General features: G+C 72.0%; 16 protein-coding genes. 2 read left to right on the forward strand and 14 right to left on the reverse strand.

What is annotated here, in order from left to right; all coding sequences use genetic code 11:
* Positions 1-82: 82 nt before the first annotated feature.
* On the reverse strand, positions 83-1,774 hold the full coding sequence (locus GVV75_RS05305; RefSeq protein ID WP_159813815.1) for a bifunctional ADP-dependent NAD(P)H-hydrate dehydratase/NAD(P)H-hydrate epimerase: 1,692 nt from the start codon (positions 1,772-1,774) through the stop codon (positions 83-85).
* A 19-nt stretch (positions 1,775-1,793) separates the two neighbouring features.
* Positions 1,794-3,719 (reverse strand): glutamine--fructose-6-phosphate transaminase (isomerizing), encoded by a 1,926-nt coding sequence (gene glmS / locus GVV75_RS05310; protein ID WP_159813817.1) that lies wholly within the window; start codon positions 3,717-3,719, stop codon positions 1,794-1,796.
* Positions 3,720-3,822: 103 nt separating this feature from the next.
* Here glmS and coaA point away from each other — a divergent pair, with 103 nt between their 5' ends.
* Complete coding sequence (coaA, locus tag GVV75_RS05315; protein ID WP_201288717.1) at positions 3,823-4,818, forward strand: type I pantothenate kinase; 996 nt, start codon at positions 3,823-3,825, stop codon at positions 4,816-4,818.
* 63 nt (positions 4,819-4,881) lie between these two features.
* Here coaA and glmM read toward each other — a convergent pair whose 3' ends face one another.
* The 4 genes from glmM to GVV75_RS05335 form a co-directional block, all read right to left on the reverse strand.
* A complete protein-coding gene (gene glmM, locus GVV75_RS05320; RefSeq protein WP_159813821.1) occupies positions 4,882-6,237 on the reverse strand; it encodes a phosphoglucosamine mutase in 1,356 nt (451 codons plus the stop codon).
* Between the two features lie 192 nt (positions 6,238-6,429).
* Positions 6,430-6,927: a 30S ribosomal protein S9 gene (rpsI, locus tag GVV75_RS05325; RefSeq protein ID WP_159524072.1), complete on the reverse strand. Its 498-nt coding sequence runs from the start codon at positions 6,925-6,927 to the stop codon at positions 6,430-6,432.
* A 43-nt stretch (positions 6,928-6,970) separates the two neighbouring features.
* Positions 6,971-7,414 carry a 50S ribosomal protein L13 gene (rplM, locus tag GVV75_RS05330; protein ID WP_017177291.1) on the reverse strand — a complete coding sequence of 148 codons (444 nt, stop codon included), beginning with the start codon at positions 7,412-7,414 and terminating at the stop codon, positions 6,971-6,973.
* A gap of 413 nt (positions 7,415-7,827) precedes the next feature.
* Positions 7,828-8,811, reverse strand: a complete 984-nt coding sequence (locus GVV75_RS05335; RefSeq protein ID WP_159524073.1) for a tRNA pseudouridine synthase A — start codon at positions 8,809-8,811, stop codon at positions 7,828-7,830.
* Positions 8,812-9,004: 193 nt separating this feature from the next.
* Here GVV75_RS05335 and GVV75_RS05340 point away from each other — a divergent pair, with 193 nt between their 5' ends.
* Positions 9,005-9,754 carry an ROK family protein gene (locus tag GVV75_RS05340; protein WP_159524087.1) on the forward strand — a complete coding sequence of 250 codons (750 nt, stop codon included), beginning with the start codon at positions 9,005-9,007 and terminating at the stop codon, positions 9,752-9,754.
* A gap of 194 nt (positions 9,755-9,948) precedes the next feature.
* On the opposite strand, the gene GVV75_RS05345 is transcribed toward GVV75_RS05340, so the two are convergent.
* The 8 genes from GVV75_RS05345 to map form a co-directional block, all read right to left on the reverse strand.
* The gene (locus GVV75_RS05345) at positions 9,949-11,460 is read right to left on the reverse strand and encodes an Ig-like domain-containing protein (RefSeq protein WP_159813823.1); all 1,512 of its coding nucleotides are present in this window, start codon (positions 11,458-11,460) and stop codon (positions 9,949-9,951) included.
* 254 nt (positions 11,461-11,714) lie between these two features.
* Positions 11,715-12,452 (reverse strand): 50S ribosomal protein L17, sunset domain variant, encoded by a 738-nt coding sequence (gene rplQ, locus GVV75_RS05350; RefSeq protein ID WP_159625748.1) that lies wholly within the window; start codon positions 12,450-12,452, stop codon positions 11,715-11,717.
* A gap of 31 nt (positions 12,453-12,483) precedes the next feature.
* Positions 12,484-13,482 (reverse strand): DNA-directed RNA polymerase subunit alpha, encoded by a 999-nt coding sequence (locus tag GVV75_RS05355; protein ID WP_080461926.1) that lies wholly within the window; start codon positions 13,480-13,482, stop codon positions 12,484-12,486.
* A gap of 163 nt (positions 13,483-13,645) precedes the next feature.
* On the reverse strand, positions 13,646-14,047 hold the full coding sequence (gene rpsK / locus GVV75_RS05360) for a 30S ribosomal protein S11 (RefSeq protein ID WP_159524076.1): 402 nt from the start codon (positions 14,045-14,047) through the stop codon (positions 13,646-13,648).
* Positions 14,048-14,114: 67 nt separating this feature from the next.
* Positions 14,115-14,489 (reverse strand): 30S ribosomal protein S13, encoded by a 375-nt coding sequence (gene rpsM / locus GVV75_RS05365; RefSeq protein ID WP_159524077.1) that lies wholly within the window; start codon positions 14,487-14,489, stop codon positions 14,115-14,117.
* A gap of 174 nt (positions 14,490-14,663) precedes the next feature.
* On the reverse strand, positions 14,664-14,777 hold the full coding sequence (gene rpmJ, locus GVV75_RS05370) for a 50S ribosomal protein L36 (protein ID WP_005987264.1): 114 nt from the start codon (positions 14,775-14,777) through the stop codon (positions 14,664-14,666).
* A 32-nt stretch (positions 14,778-14,809) separates the two neighbouring features.
* Positions 14,810-15,031, reverse strand: coding sequence for a translation initiation factor IF-1 (gene infA, locus GVV75_RS05375; protein ID WP_017177298.1), 222 nt, complete (start codon positions 15,029-15,031; stop codon positions 14,810-14,812).
* 223 nt (positions 15,032-15,254) lie between these two features.
* On the reverse strand, positions 15,255-16,160 hold the full coding sequence (map, locus tag GVV75_RS05380; protein WP_159813825.1) for a type I methionyl aminopeptidase: 906 nt from the start codon (positions 16,158-16,160) through the stop codon (positions 15,255-15,257).
* Positions 16,161-16,169 lie beyond the last annotated feature (9 nt).

Consider the following 16,169-nt stretch of genomic DNA (forward strand, 5'->3'; position numbering starts at 1 on the left):
GGTCGAAAATAGGAGCGAGACCGGTCCGCGGACCGGTCTCGCTCCTATTTTCGACCGGTCTCGGCGTAGGGGGAGGGCGGGTTTAGCGCCGGGGGCCCTGGGCGCGGAGGCGCTGCCGGGCACGAGGGAGGTGCTCAGCGACGTCGAGGGCCGCGATGGGACGGCCCTCACTCCCCCTCCCCAGCCCCTCCCCGCTGGCCAGGCGGCCGGCGTCGGCGTGGAGGCGCACGGCCGCGGCCGCCGCGAGCGCGACCGCGTCCCCCAGGGACAGGCCCGCCGCACCGATGCCGGGCTCACCGCGCTGATGGCCCTCACCGCGCTCGCGATCGGCGCGCACGGCCGCTAGCACCGCCCCGAGGGCTCCCGCGAGAACGTCCCCGCTGCCCGCCGTCGCCAACCAGCCCGGCCCGGCGTCGAGCGAGAGCAGCGGCCCGCCGCCGGGGCGCGCGATAAGCGCGGGCACGGCTTTGAGGATCACCGTCGCCCCGGTCGCCTCGGCGAGCCCGCGCGCGGCCGAAGCGGGGGCGGCCTCGACCTCCTCGCGCGTCGTCGGCTGCCCGAGGCCGCTGAGGAGGGCGGCGGCCTCTCCCGCGTGAGGCGTGAGGACATGCTCTGGGCCGCAGACGAGCCCCTCGGCGATCAGATCGGGCAGGAGCCCGAGCGCCCCGGCATCGATCACCGCCCACTGGCGCTCACCACCGCCCCGGCGCAGCGCGGCGCGCAAGACGCCGCGCAATTCCGCGGCCCGGAGCTGATCAGCACGATGGGTGCCCGGACCAACGACGATCGCCTGGCACCGCCCAGTCGCGGGGACCGCCTCGGGGCGAGAGGCGAGGACGAGGTCGACGGCCCGCCTGGACGCCTGGATCCGGGCCATGCCGGCCCCCGCCCGGATGGCGCCGCTGACGGCGAGGACCGCGGCCCCGGGATAGGCCTCGCTCCCCGCGTGGAAGCCGACGACGCCGCGCGTGTACTTGTGGTCGGCGGCGCCGGGGGCGCGCAGGAGCGCGGCGAGCAGAGCCGGATCGGGGACCAGGGCGAGGGGCTCGCTCCCAGCCGGCACCGGCAATCCGAGATCGACGACGTCCACGCGCCCGCTCAGGGGCGCCGCGGGCGGCAGGAGGTGGGCGCCGCGCGGGCAGGTGAAGGTGACGGTGCGGTCGGCGGCGAGCACAGGGCCCGGCAGGGCGCCGTCGTCCACGCCGACGCCGGACGGGACGTCCACGGCGATGACCCGGAACGCCCGCTCCTCGGGCGCGCCCGCGGCGATGAGGGGCGCGATGAGAGCGGCGGCGGGCGGGCGCAGGGGCCCGCTGGCGCCGATGCCGGTGAGCCCGTCGATGACGAGGTCAGCCGCGACGCCGCCGCCGACGGGCGAGGGGGTGGGAGCGTCCGCGACCGCGACCCCGGCGGCGCGGGCCCGGCTCAGCGCCGGCCCGTGCGGGTGGTCGGTGGCCAGTTGGGCCTCCACGCGGGCGCCGCGGCGGGCGAGGAAGGCCCCGGCGAGGAGGGCGTCGCCTCCGTTGTGCCCACCGCCGGCCAGGACGAGGACTCGACTGCCGGCGACCGCGCCGCGTGACTCGCGCAGTTCGGCGAGGCAGGCGCTGGCGACGGCGTGGGCGGCCCGCCGCATGTACTGGTCGGTGCCGGCGGTCAGCGGCGCCTCGGCCCGCGCGATGGCCCGAGCCGGATGGGCGGCGCGGCGGGCGAGCGTGCCGGTGGTCGCGGGCTCGGCGGCTTCGGGGACGCGGGCGTCGCTCGTGGCGGTGGTCATGGCGGTGGCGCGCTCCTCCTCACTCCACGGTGACGGACTTGGCCAGGTTCCTGGGCTGGTCGATGTCCAGTCCCTTGGCGCCGGCGAGCGCGGCAGCGAAGATCTGCAGCGGAACCACGGTGAGCAGCGGCGCCATGAGGGTGGGGGTGGCGGGGATGCGGATGATGTGGTCGGCGAAGGCGTCGACGGCGTCGTCCCCCTCCTCGGCCACCACGATGGTGCGCGCGCCGCGAGCGCGGATCTCCTGGATGTTGGACAGGACCTTGTCGTGCAGGGTGGGGCGGCGCGGGGTGGGCACGATGACGAAGACCGGCAGCCCCTCCTCAACCAGGGCGATGGGCCCGTGCTTGAGCTCTCCCGCCGCGAAGCCCTCGGCGTGGACGTAGGCGAGTTCCTTGAGCTTGAGCGCGCCCTCGAGCGCCACCGGGAATCCCACATGGCGGCCCAGGAACAGGAAGGAGGAGCGGTCCGCGAGCTCGGCGCCCAGCGCCCGCACGGCGCTCTCCTGCTCATCGAGGATCCACTGGACCTTGTCGGGCATCTCGCCGAGCTTGGCGAGGTAGTCGGCCACCTCGTCGGGCCACTTGTGGCCGCGCAGCTGCGCCAGGTAGAGGCCCAGCAGGTAGCAGGCGGTGATCTGGGCGAGGAAGGCCTTCGTGGAGGCCACCGCGACCTCGGGCCCGGCGTGGGTGTAGAGCACGGCGTCGGCCTCGCGGGCGATGGTGGAGCCGTAGGTGTTGACGATGGCGAGCACGCGACTGCCCTGCTCGCGGGCGTGGCGGATGGCCTGGATGGTGTCCATGGTCTCCCCGGACTGGGAGATCGCCACGGTGAGGGTCTTCTCGCTCACGACGGCGTCGCGGTAGCGGAACTCGTGGGCGAGCTCGATCTCCACCGGCACGCGGCACCAGTGCTCGATGGCGTACTTCGCAACATGACCGGCGTAGGCGGCGGTGCCGCAGGCGATGACGATGATCTTGTCGACGCTGCGCAGGACCGCGGGGTCGATGCGCATCTCGTCGAGCTGGATCTCGCCGCGCTCGTCCACCCGTCCGCGCAGGGTGTCGGCGACGGCGGCGGGCTGATCGTGGATCTCCTTGTCCATGAAGGTCTCGTAGCCGCCCTTGACGGCCGCGGAGGCGTCCCAGGTGACCTCCCAGGTCTTGGGCTCCACGACGACGCCGTCCTTGTCCCACACGGTGACCGAGTCGGGGCGCAGGAGGAGGATCTGATCGTCGTCGACCTCGGCGGCGCGGGAGGTGAAGGCCACGAAGGCGGCGACGTCGGAGCCCAGGAAGTTCTCGCCGTCGCCCAGGCCGATGACCAGCGGGCTGGAGCGGCGGGCGGCGACGATCGCCTCGGGCGCCAGGGGGGTGACAGCCAGGAGCGCGAAGGCGCCTTCGAGGCGCTCGGTGACAGCGCGCATGGACTCCACGAGGACCCGCGCGGGATCGGCCGCGGGATCGGCCGCGGTCGCCTCGGCCAGGCGGGCGGTGAAGTCCATGTCGAGGATGTGGGCGGCGATCTCGGTGTCCGTGTCGGACAGGAGCGGGCGGCCCGCCTCCTCGACCTCGGCGCGCAGGGCCCGGAAGTTCTCGATGATGCCGTTGTGGACGACGGCGATGTTGCCGGCGCGGTGCGGGTGGGCGTTCTCCGTCGTCGGCCCGCCGTGGGTGGCCCAGCGGGTGTGGCCGATGCCGGCGGTGGCGGGGGCGGGCGGCTCGGCCGCGATGGCGGCGCGGAGGTTCTCGAGCTTGCCCGCCGCCTTGGCGACCTGCATCCCGGACGGGCCGACGAGGGCGACGCCGGCGGAGTCGTAGCCGCGGTACTCCAGGCGGCCCAGGCCGTCGAGGAGGACGGATAGGGTGCGCCACTCCGCCTCCGGGGTCGCGGCGGAGGAGATGACGGGGGCGAGGGGGCGGACATGCCCGACGATTCCACACATGGGGTGATCGAATCATGAGTGGAGCGCTCAGGAAAGCGTCATCCGCCGGGTCTTCTGTGATTCACGGCAATCGACTGCGCGGTCCTGCGCGCGAGCTTGACGCATGCGTCAGACTTGGGCAGTGACCTCCTCGCACTCCCCTTACATCGAGCTGTCGCGCGAGCAGTGGAGGGCCCTGGCCTCCTCCACTCCCCTGCCCCTGACGCAGGACGACGTCGTCAAGCTCCGCGGCCTGGGAGACCCCACGGACCTCACGGAGGTCGACGCCGTCTACCGCCCCCTGACCGCGATCCTTCAGGACTACATCCTGACCTCCCGGGAGCGGGCCCGCCGCATTGCCGAGCTCCTGGGCGTCGATGCCCGCCCCACGCCCTTCGTCATCGCGGTGGCCGGATCGGTCGCGGTCGGCAAGTCGACGGCGGCCCGCCTCATCGCCCACCTCCTGGCCCGCTTCCCGGGCACCCCTCGCGTGGACCTGGTGACCACCGATGGCTTCCTCCTGAGCAACGCCGAGCTGGAGGCGCGCGGGCTCATGTCGCGCAAGGGCTTCCCCGAGTCCTACGACCGGCGCGCGCTCGTGGACTTCGTTGCCGCGGTGAAATCCGGGGCGCCCCGCGTGGAGGCCCCCGTCTACTCCCACCAGGTCTACGACATCGTGCCCGGCCGCAGCGTCGTCGTCGAGAGGCCCGACGTCCTGGTGCTGGAGGGGCTCAACGTGCTCCAGCCCGCGCCGAGGGGGCGCGCGGCCGCGGAGCACCCCGATGAGCCGGGGGGCCACCCGATGGGCTCGGTGCTGGCGGTGTCGGACTTCATCGACTTCTCGATCTACGTCGACGCCGATCCCGCCGATATCCGCCGCTGGTACCTGGAGCGCTTCCTCACCCTCAAGCGCACCGCCTTCAATGACCCGGACTCCTACTTCCAGCGCTTCGCGTCGATCCCCGATGACATCGCCCTGACGGCGGCCAGTGGGATCTGGGAGACGGTCAACCTGGTGAATCTGCGGGAGAACATCACCCCTACCCGCGGGCGGGCGACCCTCGTGCTGGTCAAGGGATCCGATCACCACATGCGCCGCGTGCTGCTGCGCAAATCGTGAGCGCGTCGGGTGCGGGGGCCCCGGCCGGCTGACCGGGGCCCCTCCCCTTCGCCTTAGGTCGGCTCAGAGCGCGAGGCGCTCCTTGACGACGCCGGCGAGGCGTCCGGCGACGGCGTCGGCCCGCTCCTGGGTGGCGGCCTCCACCATGACCCGCACGAGGGGCTCGGTGCCGGACGGGCGCAGGAGGACCCGCCCGGTGTCGCCGAGTTCGGCCTCAGCGGCGGCGACGGCGTCCTGGACGCCCTGGTCCGTGCCCGCGGCGCCCTTGTCCACCCCCTTGACGTTGATGAGGGTCTGGGGAAGGCGGGTGACGACGCTGGCGAGCTCGGCGAGGCTCTTGCCGCTGCGCTTGACGCGGGCGGCGATGTGCAGGGAGGTGAGCACGCCGTCACCGGTGGTGGCGTGGACAGTGTCGATGACGTGGCCGGACTGCTCGCCGCCGAGCGTGTAGCCGCCGGCGAGCATCTTCTCCAGAACGTAGCGGTCGCCGACGCCGGTCTGGACGGTGCGGATCCCGTGGTCGCGCATGGCCAGGATGAGGCCCAGGTTGCTCATGACGGTGACCACGAGGGTGTCGGAGCCGAGCGTGCCGTCGGCCTTCATGCCCAGCGCGAGCAGGCCCATGATCTGGTCGCCGTCGACGAGGTTGCCGCGGGCGTCCACGGCGAGGCAGCGGTCGGCGTCGCCGTCGTAGGCCACGCCCATATCCGCGCCCACGGCGGGCACGTAGCGCTGGAGCTGCTCGGGGTGGGTGGATCCGCAGTCGGCGTTGATGTTGAGGCCGTCCGGGGAGGCGTTGATGACGATCACCTCGGCGCCCGCGGCGCGCAGGGCGGCGGGGCCCACGGCGCTGGCGGCCCCGTTGGAGGCGTCGACGACGATCCGCAGGCCCGACAGGTCCGTGGCCACGGAGTCGACGAGGTGGTTGATGTAGTTCTGGTCGGCGACCGTCTCTCCCTTGATGACCCGGCCGACGTCAGCGCCGGTGGGGCGGGCCTCGACGCCCCCGAGCAGCGCCTCGATCTCATCCTCGACGGCGTCCTCGAGTTTGTAGCCGCCGCGGGCGAAGAACTTGATGCCGTTGTCGGGGAAGGGGTTGTGGGAGGCGGAGATCATCACGCCCAGATCGATGTCCTGGGTGGCGGTCAGGTGGGCGATCGCCGGGGTGGGCAGGACTCCGACCCGGGTGACGTCCACGCCGGAGGAGGCCAGGCCCGCGCTGAGGGCGTGGTCGAGGAACTCACCCGAGGCCCGGGTGTCGCGCCCGACGATCGCGCGGGGCCGGGCGCCGCGGGAGCGCGCGCGAGCCTCCTTGGTCAGCACGCGGGCGGCGGCCTCGCCGAGCTGGACGGCGAGGGCGGGGGTGAGCAGGTCGTTGGCCAGGCCCCGAACGCCGTCGGTGCCGAAGAGTCGTGCCATGGATGGGCTCCTCTCGTGTCTGGATTCCGAGGAGCATCCTCCCACTGTCCGCCGCCTCGCGCACCGGCAACGACGCCGTCAGTGCTCTCGCGCATGACGAGCGCCGCCCCGTCGGCCTCGCATAAGAGCGGGCGGACGGGGCGGCGTCGTCGGCGTGGAGGCGGCGGCGCGGGGCCACCGACCCGAACCGGATCAGCGCTTGGAGTACTGCGGGGCGCGGCGAGCCTTGTGCAGACCGGCCTTCTTGCGCTCGACGATGCGGGCGTCGCGGGTCAGGAAGCCGGCCTTCTTGAGGGTCGGGCGGTTGGCCTCGCGGTCAATCTCGTTGAGGGCGCGGGCGATGCCCAGGCGCAGGGCGCCGGCCTGGCCGGAGACGCCACCGCCGTGGATGCGGGCCACGACGTCGAAGCGGCCCTCGAGGTCGAGGATGGTGAAGGGGGCGCGCACGAGCTGCTGGTGCAACTTGTTGGGGAAGTAGTCCTCCAAAGTGCGGCCATTGAGCGTCCACTTGCCGGTGCCGGGGACGAGCCGGACGCGGGCGACGGCCTCCTTGCGGCGGCCAAGGCCGGCCCCGGGGGCGGTGATGGACTGCCCGCGGCCCTCCACAGAGGTGCCGCCGGTCTCGGTGGTGTAGCTGGAGGGGGCGTTCTCCTCATCCAGCGCGTCGATGTCGACAGTGGTCTCAGCCACGATGTGTCCTTTGCTTGTCGCGGGTTGCCGAGCGCTGGAGCGCTTACTGGGCGACCTGGGTGATCTCGAAAGCTTGCGGGTTCTGCGAGGCGTGCGGGTGCTCGGGGCCGGCGTACACCTTGAGCTTCTTGAGCTGGGCGCGGCCGAGCTTGGTGTGAGGCACCATGCCCTTGATGGCCTTCTCGACGGCGCGCTCGGGGCGCGTCGCCAGCAGGTCGCGGTAGGAGACGGCCGTCAGACCACCCGGGTAGCCGGAGTGGCGGTAGGCGAACTTGCGGTCGGCCTTGCCGTTGGTGAGGGCCACCTTGTCGGCGTTGATGATGACGACGTAGTCACCGCAGTCGGCGTTGGGCGTGAACTGCGGCTTGTGCTTCCCACGGAGCAGGTTCGCGGCCTGAGCCGCGAGGCGGCCGAGAACGACGTCGGTGGCGTCAATGACGTACCAGTTCTTCTCGACGTCGCCGGGCTTCGGTGTGTACGTGCGCACGGGCGTTGCCTTCGTTTCTCTTGGCGAGCGGTCACGTCGACGAGCGTTGAAGCGTCGCTGTTCGACGGGACCGCCATGGTCAGGTGAGGTGGTCGGAGCACTCGCGCCCCGGGGCGAGTGGGATGGCACCGCGGTGGCGCGTTCAGCGTGCTGCACGACGGTTGCCCACACTACCGGCGCTTGTTAGGGGGGTCAAAAGGAGGGGCCGCGCTGCCGCCGTGAATCCCGCCACGCCCCCGCCCGCCCGCCCGTCCCCCTCACCGAGACCGGTCGTTATCACGAGCGAGACCGGTCGTTATCACGATCGAGACCGGTCGCGCTTCCACAGCCCGACCGGGACGGAGCGAGCCTCGCCGCCCCTGTGGACGGCGAACCGGTCTCGGTCCTGTTTTCGACCGGTCTCGCTCATGATTTCAACCGGTCTCGGCGCAGGGGGCGGGGAGGGACCGCAGGGCCCTGGCGCGCTCGGCCCGGGCGGCCAGCCCGTCATCCGCGGGGTAGCTCACCCGCTCCAGAGTCAGGCCATGGGCGGGGGCGACCGGCGCCGCCGCGTCCCGGCTCGCGCTCAGGAGGATCCGCGCGGGCCAGTCCTCGCCCCTGCGCCCCTGGCCGACGGCGAGGCAGGCGCCCACGAGGGAGCGCACCATCGAGTGGCAGAAGGCGTCGGCGACGACGTCGAGCACCACCAGGCCCTCATCGGCCCCCTCGCGGCCGGTGGCGCCAGCGGGGACGCGCGACCACTCCAGGCGCTTGAGCGTCCGGATCGTGGTGGCGCCCTCCCGGGGCTTGCAGTAGCCGAGGAAGTCGTGCTCGCCGAGCAATGGCGCGGCGGCGCGGCGCATGGCCCCGACGTCGAGGGCCTCGGGGATCCACAGCACGCTCCCCCGCCGCCAGGGGTCCCGCGACCCGGCTGCGGGGCCGCCATCGGCGATCCGGTAGCGGTAGGCGCGCTCGGTGGCGGAGAAGCGCGCGTCAAAGCCCTCGGGGGCCTCGCGAGCCCCGCTCACGACGATGTCGCTCGTCCCCCTGGGCGCGGTCCCGCCTCTCGCATTAGCGGCGCTCTCGCGCGCCTCGCGGGCCAGGACACCGGCCAGCCGGGTGAGCAGCGCCTGCCCGGGCGCCCGGTCGGAGCGGCCGGGGAGCGCCCGCCAGGCCGCCGGGGCGACATCGAAGTGCGCGACCTGGGCCGCGGCGTGAACGCCCGCATCCGTCCGCCCCGCGACGGTCAGCCGCACGGGCACGCGCAGCACCGTGCCGAGCGCCTCGGTGAGCACCCCCTCCACGGTGCGCAGGCCCGGCTGCGCGGCCCAGCCCGCGAATCCCGCGCCGTCATAGGCCAGATCCAGCCGCACGCGCACCAGCGCGTCGTCGCCGCTTAGCTCCTTGGACTCCTCCATGCCCCTATTCGACCACGGCGCGAGCGCTTCCCGAGCAGGCCGCCCCACCGCCCCGCTGCCCGACCCCGGCCCCGGCCCCGGCCCGGCCAACTCGGGGCGTCGTCCCTACCTTGGAGGTAGCGTCGTCCCCGTGAGCACGAATCCCGGGGCCCCGAGCCAGGCGAGCCAAGCGAGTCATCCCAGTCCTTCCTCAGTGACCACGTTGTCCGTCGACTGCGGGGGCGGCGGCATCAAGGCCTCCGTCCTCGACGCCGAGGGGACCATCTGCTCTCGCGCCGTGCGCACGCCCACCCCCTACCCGCTCCCCCCGTCGAAGCTGGTCGAGACGATCGCCGGCCTCGCCGAGCAGCTGCCCCGGGCCGACCGGGTGACGGTGGGGATGCCGGGGATGATCCGCCACGGCGTCGTCGTCGCCACCCCGCACTACATCACGAAGGACGGCCCGCGATCCAAGGTGCTCCCCGAGCTCGCCGAGGCGTGGCACCGCTTCGACATGGGCGCGGCCATCGCGCAGCGCCTCGGCCTGCCCTCGCTCATCCTCAATGACGCGGAGGTCGCCGGCGCCGGAGTCGTCACCGGCCACGGCCTTGAGATGATCGTGACCCTGGGGACGGGCCTGGGAAACGCGGTCTTCGACAACGGCGTCCTGGCCCCGCATGTCGAGGTCTCCCAGGGCCCCGTCCGCTGGGGCCTCACCTACGACGACTACATCGGTGAGCACGAGAGGCTGCGCCTGGGCGACGCCCATTGGTCGCGCAGGGTGCGCCACGTCGTCGACGGCCTGCGCCCCATGTACCTGTGGGACCGCCTTTACCTCGGGGGCGGTAACTCCCGGAGGATCACGGCGCTCCAACTCACCCGCATGGGCGACGACGTCGTCGTGGTGCCCAATGAGGCGGGGATGACCGGCGGGGCGCGCTGCTGGACCATGGCTCGCCCCTGAGCCCAACCGCGCCCGGCGGCTCCCGCGCCCGGCGGGCGGGCCCCTCGGCCGGACCGCCCGCCCGAGGGCCCGCCCGCCAACGCAGGCATGAGAACCCGCCCGCCAGCGCAAACGCGAGGGGCCCACCCGGATGGTCCGGGTGGGCCCCTCGTCTCAGTCCGGGTCAGTTTTCACTGGCCGGGACCGGGTGTGGATCAGGCGCGGCGTCCGCGACGAACCAGGACGACGCCGCCGCCGATGACGGCGCCCGCGATGAGCGCCGGCACCAGGATGCTGGCACCGGTCTTCGCCAGCGAGGGCTTCGACGTCGGCTGGCTGTTAGCCGGGGCCGCGGGAACGGCGTGGCTCTTGGGGGCCTGGGTGCCGAGCTGCTGCGGGCCGGGCGCCGCGGCAGCGGCCTGGGTGGTGGCCGGGGCAGTGGGGGCGGCAGGGTCCTTCGGGGCCTGGGGGCCGGGCTGCTGCGGGGTGACCCGCGGAGCGGCGGCCTGGGTGGTGGCCGGGACGGTGGGCAGCGCGGGGTCGGAGGGCGCCGCGCTCTCGGAGGCCGACGGCGTCGGGGCCGGCACCGTGGTCTCGGGGGCGGACGGCGCCGCAGACGGCGTGGCGCTCTCAGAGGCCGACGGCGTCGGAGCCGGCGTCGCACTCTCGGAAGCCGACGGCGTCGGAGCCGGCGTCGCACTCTCGGAAGCCGACGGCGCCGCGGACGGCGTGGTCGTCTTGGGGCTCGGCGCCGGGGCGGGGTTCTTGCCGCCCAGCGCGTTGCCGGAGCCGGCCTCGGTGGCGGTGATGCCGCTGCGCGAGTAGGTCTGGCCGTTCACCGTGGCGGTGTTGGCCTGGGCGGCCTTCGTGGGCTCGGTCGTGGTGTAGAAGCGGACGCGGCACACCGCCTCAGCGGAGGGGGCGTCGAACTCGACCTGCTCCTGGGGCCAGCCGGGGGCGACCTTCACGTTGGCCACGCCCTTGCCCTCCTGCCAGGAGCCGGTGGTGCACAGGACGGAGTTGGCGACATAGGTGGCGCCCGGGTCCTTGACGACCCAGTGGGTGTTCTTGGCGCCGCCGGTGTTCTGGGCGCGCACCTCCCACATGAAAACGTACTTGCCCTGGTCGTTGACGCCGTTGAACCAGCCGGACTTGAAGGGGTTGGGCTCGGGGTAGTTGGGCTTGACGCCGTCGCAGCCGGTGTCGCAGGTGCCGTCGCCGTTGGAGTCGCCGAAGACGATGGGCGCGGTGGTCGGGCCCACCTTGACGGTGCTCTGCTTGAGGCCGATGCCCTTGTTGTTGATCTGGGCCTGAGCGATGAGGGTGCCGTTGGTGAGCTTGTCCCACTTCTCCGCGCCGGCGGTCAGGGTGCAGGTCATGTCCTGAGAGCCGACGGTGAACGTGCAGTTGCCGACGTCGGAGCCGTTCTGGTCGAGGAGGTCAAAGCCGAGCGATCCGGACCACTCCAGGCCGTCGCCGAGCTTGACGGTGAAGGAGTTCCCGGCCTTGGGGGCGGTGGCCTCCCACTTGGCCTGGAGGCTCACCTTGTCCCAGGCCTCGACGGCGACGCCGTTGACCGGGCGCTGGCGGGCCTCGGAGGTGACCTTGACGTCGGTCACCTTGATGTTGTCGGAATCAGCGGCTTGAGCTTGCGTGCTCACGGCGGCGGGAACGAAGGCGCCTGCGGCGACGAGCGCGCCGGCGGCCAGAGCGGAAGACCGTCTCATGACTCTCCTCGTGCGAATAAGGGACTGGTTGGCTGATCTGGGCACACCGCGCCTTAGACGCGGTCACATGTCCAAACTAACGGATTCAGAGGCGGATGTCTCGCCCACGTCACGGAATAACTGGCGAATCACATCCCCGTCACGTAGTCGCGCGCCACCGCAGGTCAGCGAGATTCCGCGAAATAATGGAGGGCTGGGGACCTCACGGACCCCAGCCCTCCATGTCTATGCGACACGAATCACATTCGTGCGCCTCAGGCGTCGACCTTCTGCGCGGCCGCGCCACCGGCGGGGGCGAAGCCGGCAGCCTCGGCCTCCTCCACGGTGGCAAACCAGACCTCGGCGACCGTGGCGTCGTACCAGCGCGAGCCGGGGACGTGGTACTTCATCGAGTCCTCGTTGCCCTTGATGCGGTGCTCGTCGTCGGGAGCGTCGGCGGAGCCCTCGTCGACGCGGACGGCGCCGGCGAACGCGACCTTCTCAGTCTTCGCGCCAGCCTCCTTCGCGGCGGGGGCCTCGGTCTTGGCGTCCGCGGCCTCATCACCCTTGGCCTCGGCGACAGCGTCCTGCGCGGCCTTCTTCGCGGCGGACTTGGCGGTCTTGACCGCGTCCTCGACGACGGCCTTCTTGGCCACCGGCTCAAGCACGAGGGAGATGACGGCCATGGGGGCGTTGTCACCCTTGCGGGGGGCGGTCTTGATGATGCGGGTGTAGCCGCCGTCGCGGCCCTCCATCTTCGGGGCGATCTCCTCGAAGAGGCGGTACACGGCGTACTTGTCCGTGATCTTCTTCATCACGGTGCGGCGGGCGTGGAGGTCCCCACGCTTGCCCTTGGTGATGAGCTTCTCGGCGTAGGGGCGCAGGCGGCGGGCGCGGGCCTCCGTCGTCGTGATGGACTCGTGGATGAAGAGCTGCCGGGCGAGGTTGGCCAGCAGGTGGCGCTCGTGCTGGGCGGAGCCGCCCAGGCGGGGTCCCTTGGTGGGGCGAGGCATTGTTGTCTCCTAGATCGTGACGAGCCGGGGCTCAGGCCTGCTCGTCGCTGAAGGTGGGGTTGGTGTAGTCGTCCTCGGCGAGGTAATCGAGGGGGGATCCCTTGAGGGACAGGCCCAACTCGGCAAGCTTGTCCTTGATCTCGGAGATCGACTTGGCACCGAAGTTGCGGATGTCGAGCAGGTCCGCCTCGCTGCGCGAGACGAGTTCGCCGACCGTGTGGATGCCCTCGCGCTTGAGGGCGTTGGAGGAGCGCGCCTGGAGGTCCAGTTCATCGATCATGAGGGCGAGGTCCTGCTGGAGGGCCTGGTCCATGGGCGACGGGCCCACCTCGATGCCCTCGGCCTCGACGTTGAGCTCGCGGGCCAGGCCGAAGAGCTCGACGAGGGTCTTGCCCGCCGAGGCGAGCGCGTCACGGGGCGTGATGGAGGCCTTCGTCTCAACGTCGACGATGAGTCGGTCGAAGTCGGTGCGCTGCTCGACACGGGTGGCCTCGACGGCGTAGGAGACCTTCTTGACCGGCGAGTAGATGGAGTCGACCGGGATCCGGGAGATCTCCGCGTTCGGGTCCTTGTTCTGGTTGGCCGAGACGTAGCCGCGGCCGCGCTCGACGGTCAGCTCGATCTCCAACTTGCCCTTCTCGTTGAGGGTCGCGATGACCAGCTCGGGGTTGTGGACCTCGACGCCGGCAGGCGGGGTGATGTCACCGGCGGTGACGGCTCCCGGGCCGGACTTGCGCAGGTACATGACGACCGGCTCATCGTTCTCACTGGAGAGGACGATCTCCTTGATGTTGAGGATGATCTGGGCGACATCCTCCTTGACCCCGGGGATCGTGCGGAACTCGTGGGGGACCCCGTCGATGCGCACGGAGGTGACCGCCGCGCCCGGGATGGACGACAGCAGTGTGCGGCGCAGGGAGTTGCCCAGTGTGTAGCCGAAGCCGGGCTCGAGGGGCTCGATGATGAACCGCGCGCGGCGGTTCTCCTCGACGACCTCCTCGGTGAGAGTGGGACGCTGTGCGATGAGCACTGTCGGTTTCCTTTCGTCGCGGCGCCCGCTATATGACGCCGTTCCTCATGGTTGTCGCCGCTGGGCCCTCAACTGCCGGGGCGGCGGCCCCGCGCGGCGGGGCGATTCACGGGCCGACGGCGCCCGCCGCGCTGGGAGGCGGGGCGCCGTCGGACCGGTCGTCTCAGACGCGGCGACGCTTCGGGGGGCGGCAGCCGTTGTGCGCCTGGGGGGTGACGTCCGTGATGGAGCCAACCTCAAGACCGGCGGCCTGGAGGGAGCGGATCGCGGTCTCACGGCCGGAGCCGGGGCCCTTGACGAAGACGTCGACCTTCTTCATGCCGTGCTCCTGGGCGCGGCGCGCGGCGGCCTCGGCAGCGAGCTGGGCGGCGTAGGGAGTCGACTTGCGGGAGCCCTTGAAGCCGACCTGGCCGGAGGAGGCCCAGGCGATGACGGCGCCCTGCGGGTCCGTGAGGGACACGATGGTGTTGTTGAAGGTGGACTTGATGTAGGCGTTGCCGTGAGTGACGTTCTTCCGGTCCTTACGACGCGGCTTGCGCACGGCGGTGCGGGTCTTCGGAGGCATTCTTCCTTCTTCTTCTCAAGATCGGGTCGCGCGGTGGGCATCGGCGCCCGGACCGCGGCTCAACTGCTTACTTGGCCTTCTTCTTGCCGGCCACGGTGCGCTTGGGGCCCTTGCGGGTGCGCGCGTTGGTCTTGGTGCGCTGGCCGTGCACCGGGAGGTGACGGCGGTGGCGCAGACCCTGGTAGCAGCCGATCTCGACCTTGCGACGGATGTCGGCCTGCACCTCGCGGCGCAGATCGCCCTCCACCCGGTAGTTGGAGTCGATGTGGCCGCGCAGGGCCACGAGCTCGTCCTCGGTGAGGTCCTTGACGCGAGTGTCGGGGTTGACCCCCGTTGCCTTGAGGGTCTCGTCCGCGCGAGTGCGGCCGATCCCGAAGATGTAGGTAAGCGCGACCTCGACCCGCTTCTCGCGGGGGAGGTCGACGCCGGAAATGCGTGCCACGGTGGTGGTTCTCCTGTGTGCTCCCGGAGGTCGTCACCCACCTCCCCCGCCCCCTTGGGGCGGCCCCGGCCTCCAGGAACCGGGGGTTGCGGGGCGCCGGCCGTTCAGGCCGGCGCTATCGCTGGGGTGGGCGCTGATCGGTGGCCACGGCTCGCGTGGCCGGTGCGCGGGGCCTCAGCCCTGGCGCTGCTTGTGCCGCGGGTTCTCGCAGATGACCATGACACGGCCGTGGCGACGAATCACCTTGCAGTTGTCACAGATCTTCTTGACGCTCGGCTTGACCTTCATGATTGTCCTCCGCCGGCCCGGGGGCCGACTTGTCACTTGTACCGATAGACGATGCGGCCGCGCTGGAGGTCGTAGGGACTCATCTCCACGACGACGCGGTCCTCGGGGAGGATGCGGATGTAGTGCTGCCGCATCTTTCCGGAGATGTGCGCGAGCACGACGTGCCCGTTGCTCAACTCCACCCGGAACATCGCGTTCGGAAGGGCCTCGACGACCGATCCCTCGACCTCGATGACGCCGTCCTTCTTTGCCATGTTCCTCCGTCGGTTTTCTCGCTCGAGTTCTCCGGCGACGACGCCGCCGGTTGGGCGCGCGCCCCGGCCCGGCCGGAGGGCTCGGGTCAGGAACGGTAGACGCACCGAGGGCCAACGATACGACACCTCGATACCGCGCCACCACGCGGGAAGGGGCTCCCGGCCGGTGTTCCCGAACACATCGGCCAACGCGCTCGACGGCGGCGGGCGGGACGCGACGCGATCAGCCGCGCTCGGCCAGGGGGCGGGGCTCGATGCCGAAGGGCGCCAGGCCCTCGGCCCCGCCGTCGGGGGCGGTGAGCACCCACACCCCCCCGGGCACGATCGCGACGGTGTGCTCCCACTGGGCGGCGCGCGAGCCGTCCTGGGTGACGACGGTCCAGCCGTCGTCGAGCTCGCGGACCTCGGGCCCGCCGGAGGTGAGCATCGGCTCAATGGCCAGCACCATGCCGGGGCGCAGCTTGGGCCCCTTGCGCTTGATCGAGTAGTTGAGGACGTCGGGGGCCTGGTGCATGGCGGTGCCGATACCGTGGCCGACGTACTCCTGGAGGATGCCGAGCCGGGCCTCGGGATGGCCCTGACCGGCGGCCTGGGCCAGGGCGCGGTCCACGGTGGCCTCGACGGCGTCGCCAATGGCGTTGAGTCTCGCGGCGCGCCCGCTCGTCCGGCCCGCGGCCGCCCGGGCGACGGCGGCGATCGCCTCCCACAGGGCCTGCCGGGTGGTGGTGTCCAGGAGCCGATCGGAGGCCGAGGCGTACTCGCCGCCGACCACGGTGGTGAAGGCCGCGTCGCCGTGCCACTGCTGGCCGCCGTCGAGGATGTAGGCGCCGCAGTCGAAGGTGACGAGGTCGCCCTCCTTGAGGACTCGCGGCCCGGGGATGCCGTGAACGACCTCGTCATTAACCGAGACGCACACCGTGGCCGGGTAGTCGTGGTAGCCCAGGAAATTCGAGTGGGCGCCGGCAGCCTCGATGGTCGCAGCGCACACGGCGTCGAGCTCGGCGGTGCTCACCCCCGGGCGGACCGCCTCCCTCAGGGCGGCGTGGATATCGGCGACGACGAGGCCCGCTCGCCGCATGAGCCGGACCTGGTCCGGGGTCTTGATCTCGATCTGCTCGCGCGCCAGCACCGCGCGCCC

This window comes from Actinomyces sp. zg328 (genome assembly GCF_009829635.1).
Taxonomy (GTDB): Bacteria; Actinomycetota; Actinomycetes; order Actinomycetales; family Actinomycetaceae; genus Actinomyces; species Actinomyces marmotae.

What these genes read in the sequence shown, in the direction of transcription:
- GVV75_RS05305 (WP_159813815.1), bottom strand. Translation starts at nt 1,774, where the DNA reads ATGACCACCGCCACGAGCGACGCCCGCGTCCCCGAAGCCGCCGAGCCC.
- glmS (WP_159813817.1), bottom strand. Translation starts at nt 3,719, where the DNA reads ATGTGTGGAATCGTCGGGCATGTCCGCCCCCTCGCCCCCGTCATCTCC.
- coaA (WP_201288717.1), top strand. Translation starts at nt 3,823, where the DNA reads ATGCGTCAGACTTGGGCAGTGACCTCCTCGCACTCCCCTTACATCGAG.
- glmM (WP_159813821.1), bottom strand. Translation starts at nt 6,237, where the DNA reads ATGGCACGACTCTTCGGCACCGACGGCGTTCGGGGCCTGGCCAACGAC.
- GVV75_RS05335 (WP_159524073.1), bottom strand. Translation starts at nt 8,811, where the DNA reads ATGGAGGAGTCCAAGGAGCTAAGCGGCGACGACGCGCTGGTGCGCGTG.
- GVV75_RS05345 (WP_159813823.1), bottom strand. Translation starts at nt 11,460, where the DNA reads ATGAGACGGTCTTCCGCTCTGGCCGCCGGCGCGCTCGTCGCCGCAGGC.
- rplQ (WP_159625748.1), bottom strand. Translation starts at nt 12,452, where the DNA reads ATGCCTCGCCCCACCAAGGGACCCCGCCTGGGCGGCTCCGCCCAGCAC.
- rpsK (WP_159524076.1), bottom strand. Translation starts at nt 14,047, where the DNA reads ATGCCTCCGAAGACCCGCACCGCCGTGCGCAAGCCGCGTCGTAAGGAC.
- rpmJ (WP_005987264.1), bottom strand. Translation starts at nt 14,777, where the DNA reads ATGAAGGTCAAGCCGAGCGTCAAGAAGATCTGTGACAACTGCAAGGTG.
- infA (WP_017177298.1), bottom strand. Translation starts at nt 15,031, where the DNA reads ATGGCAAAGAAGGACGGCGTCATCGAGGTCGAGGGATCGGTCGTCGAG.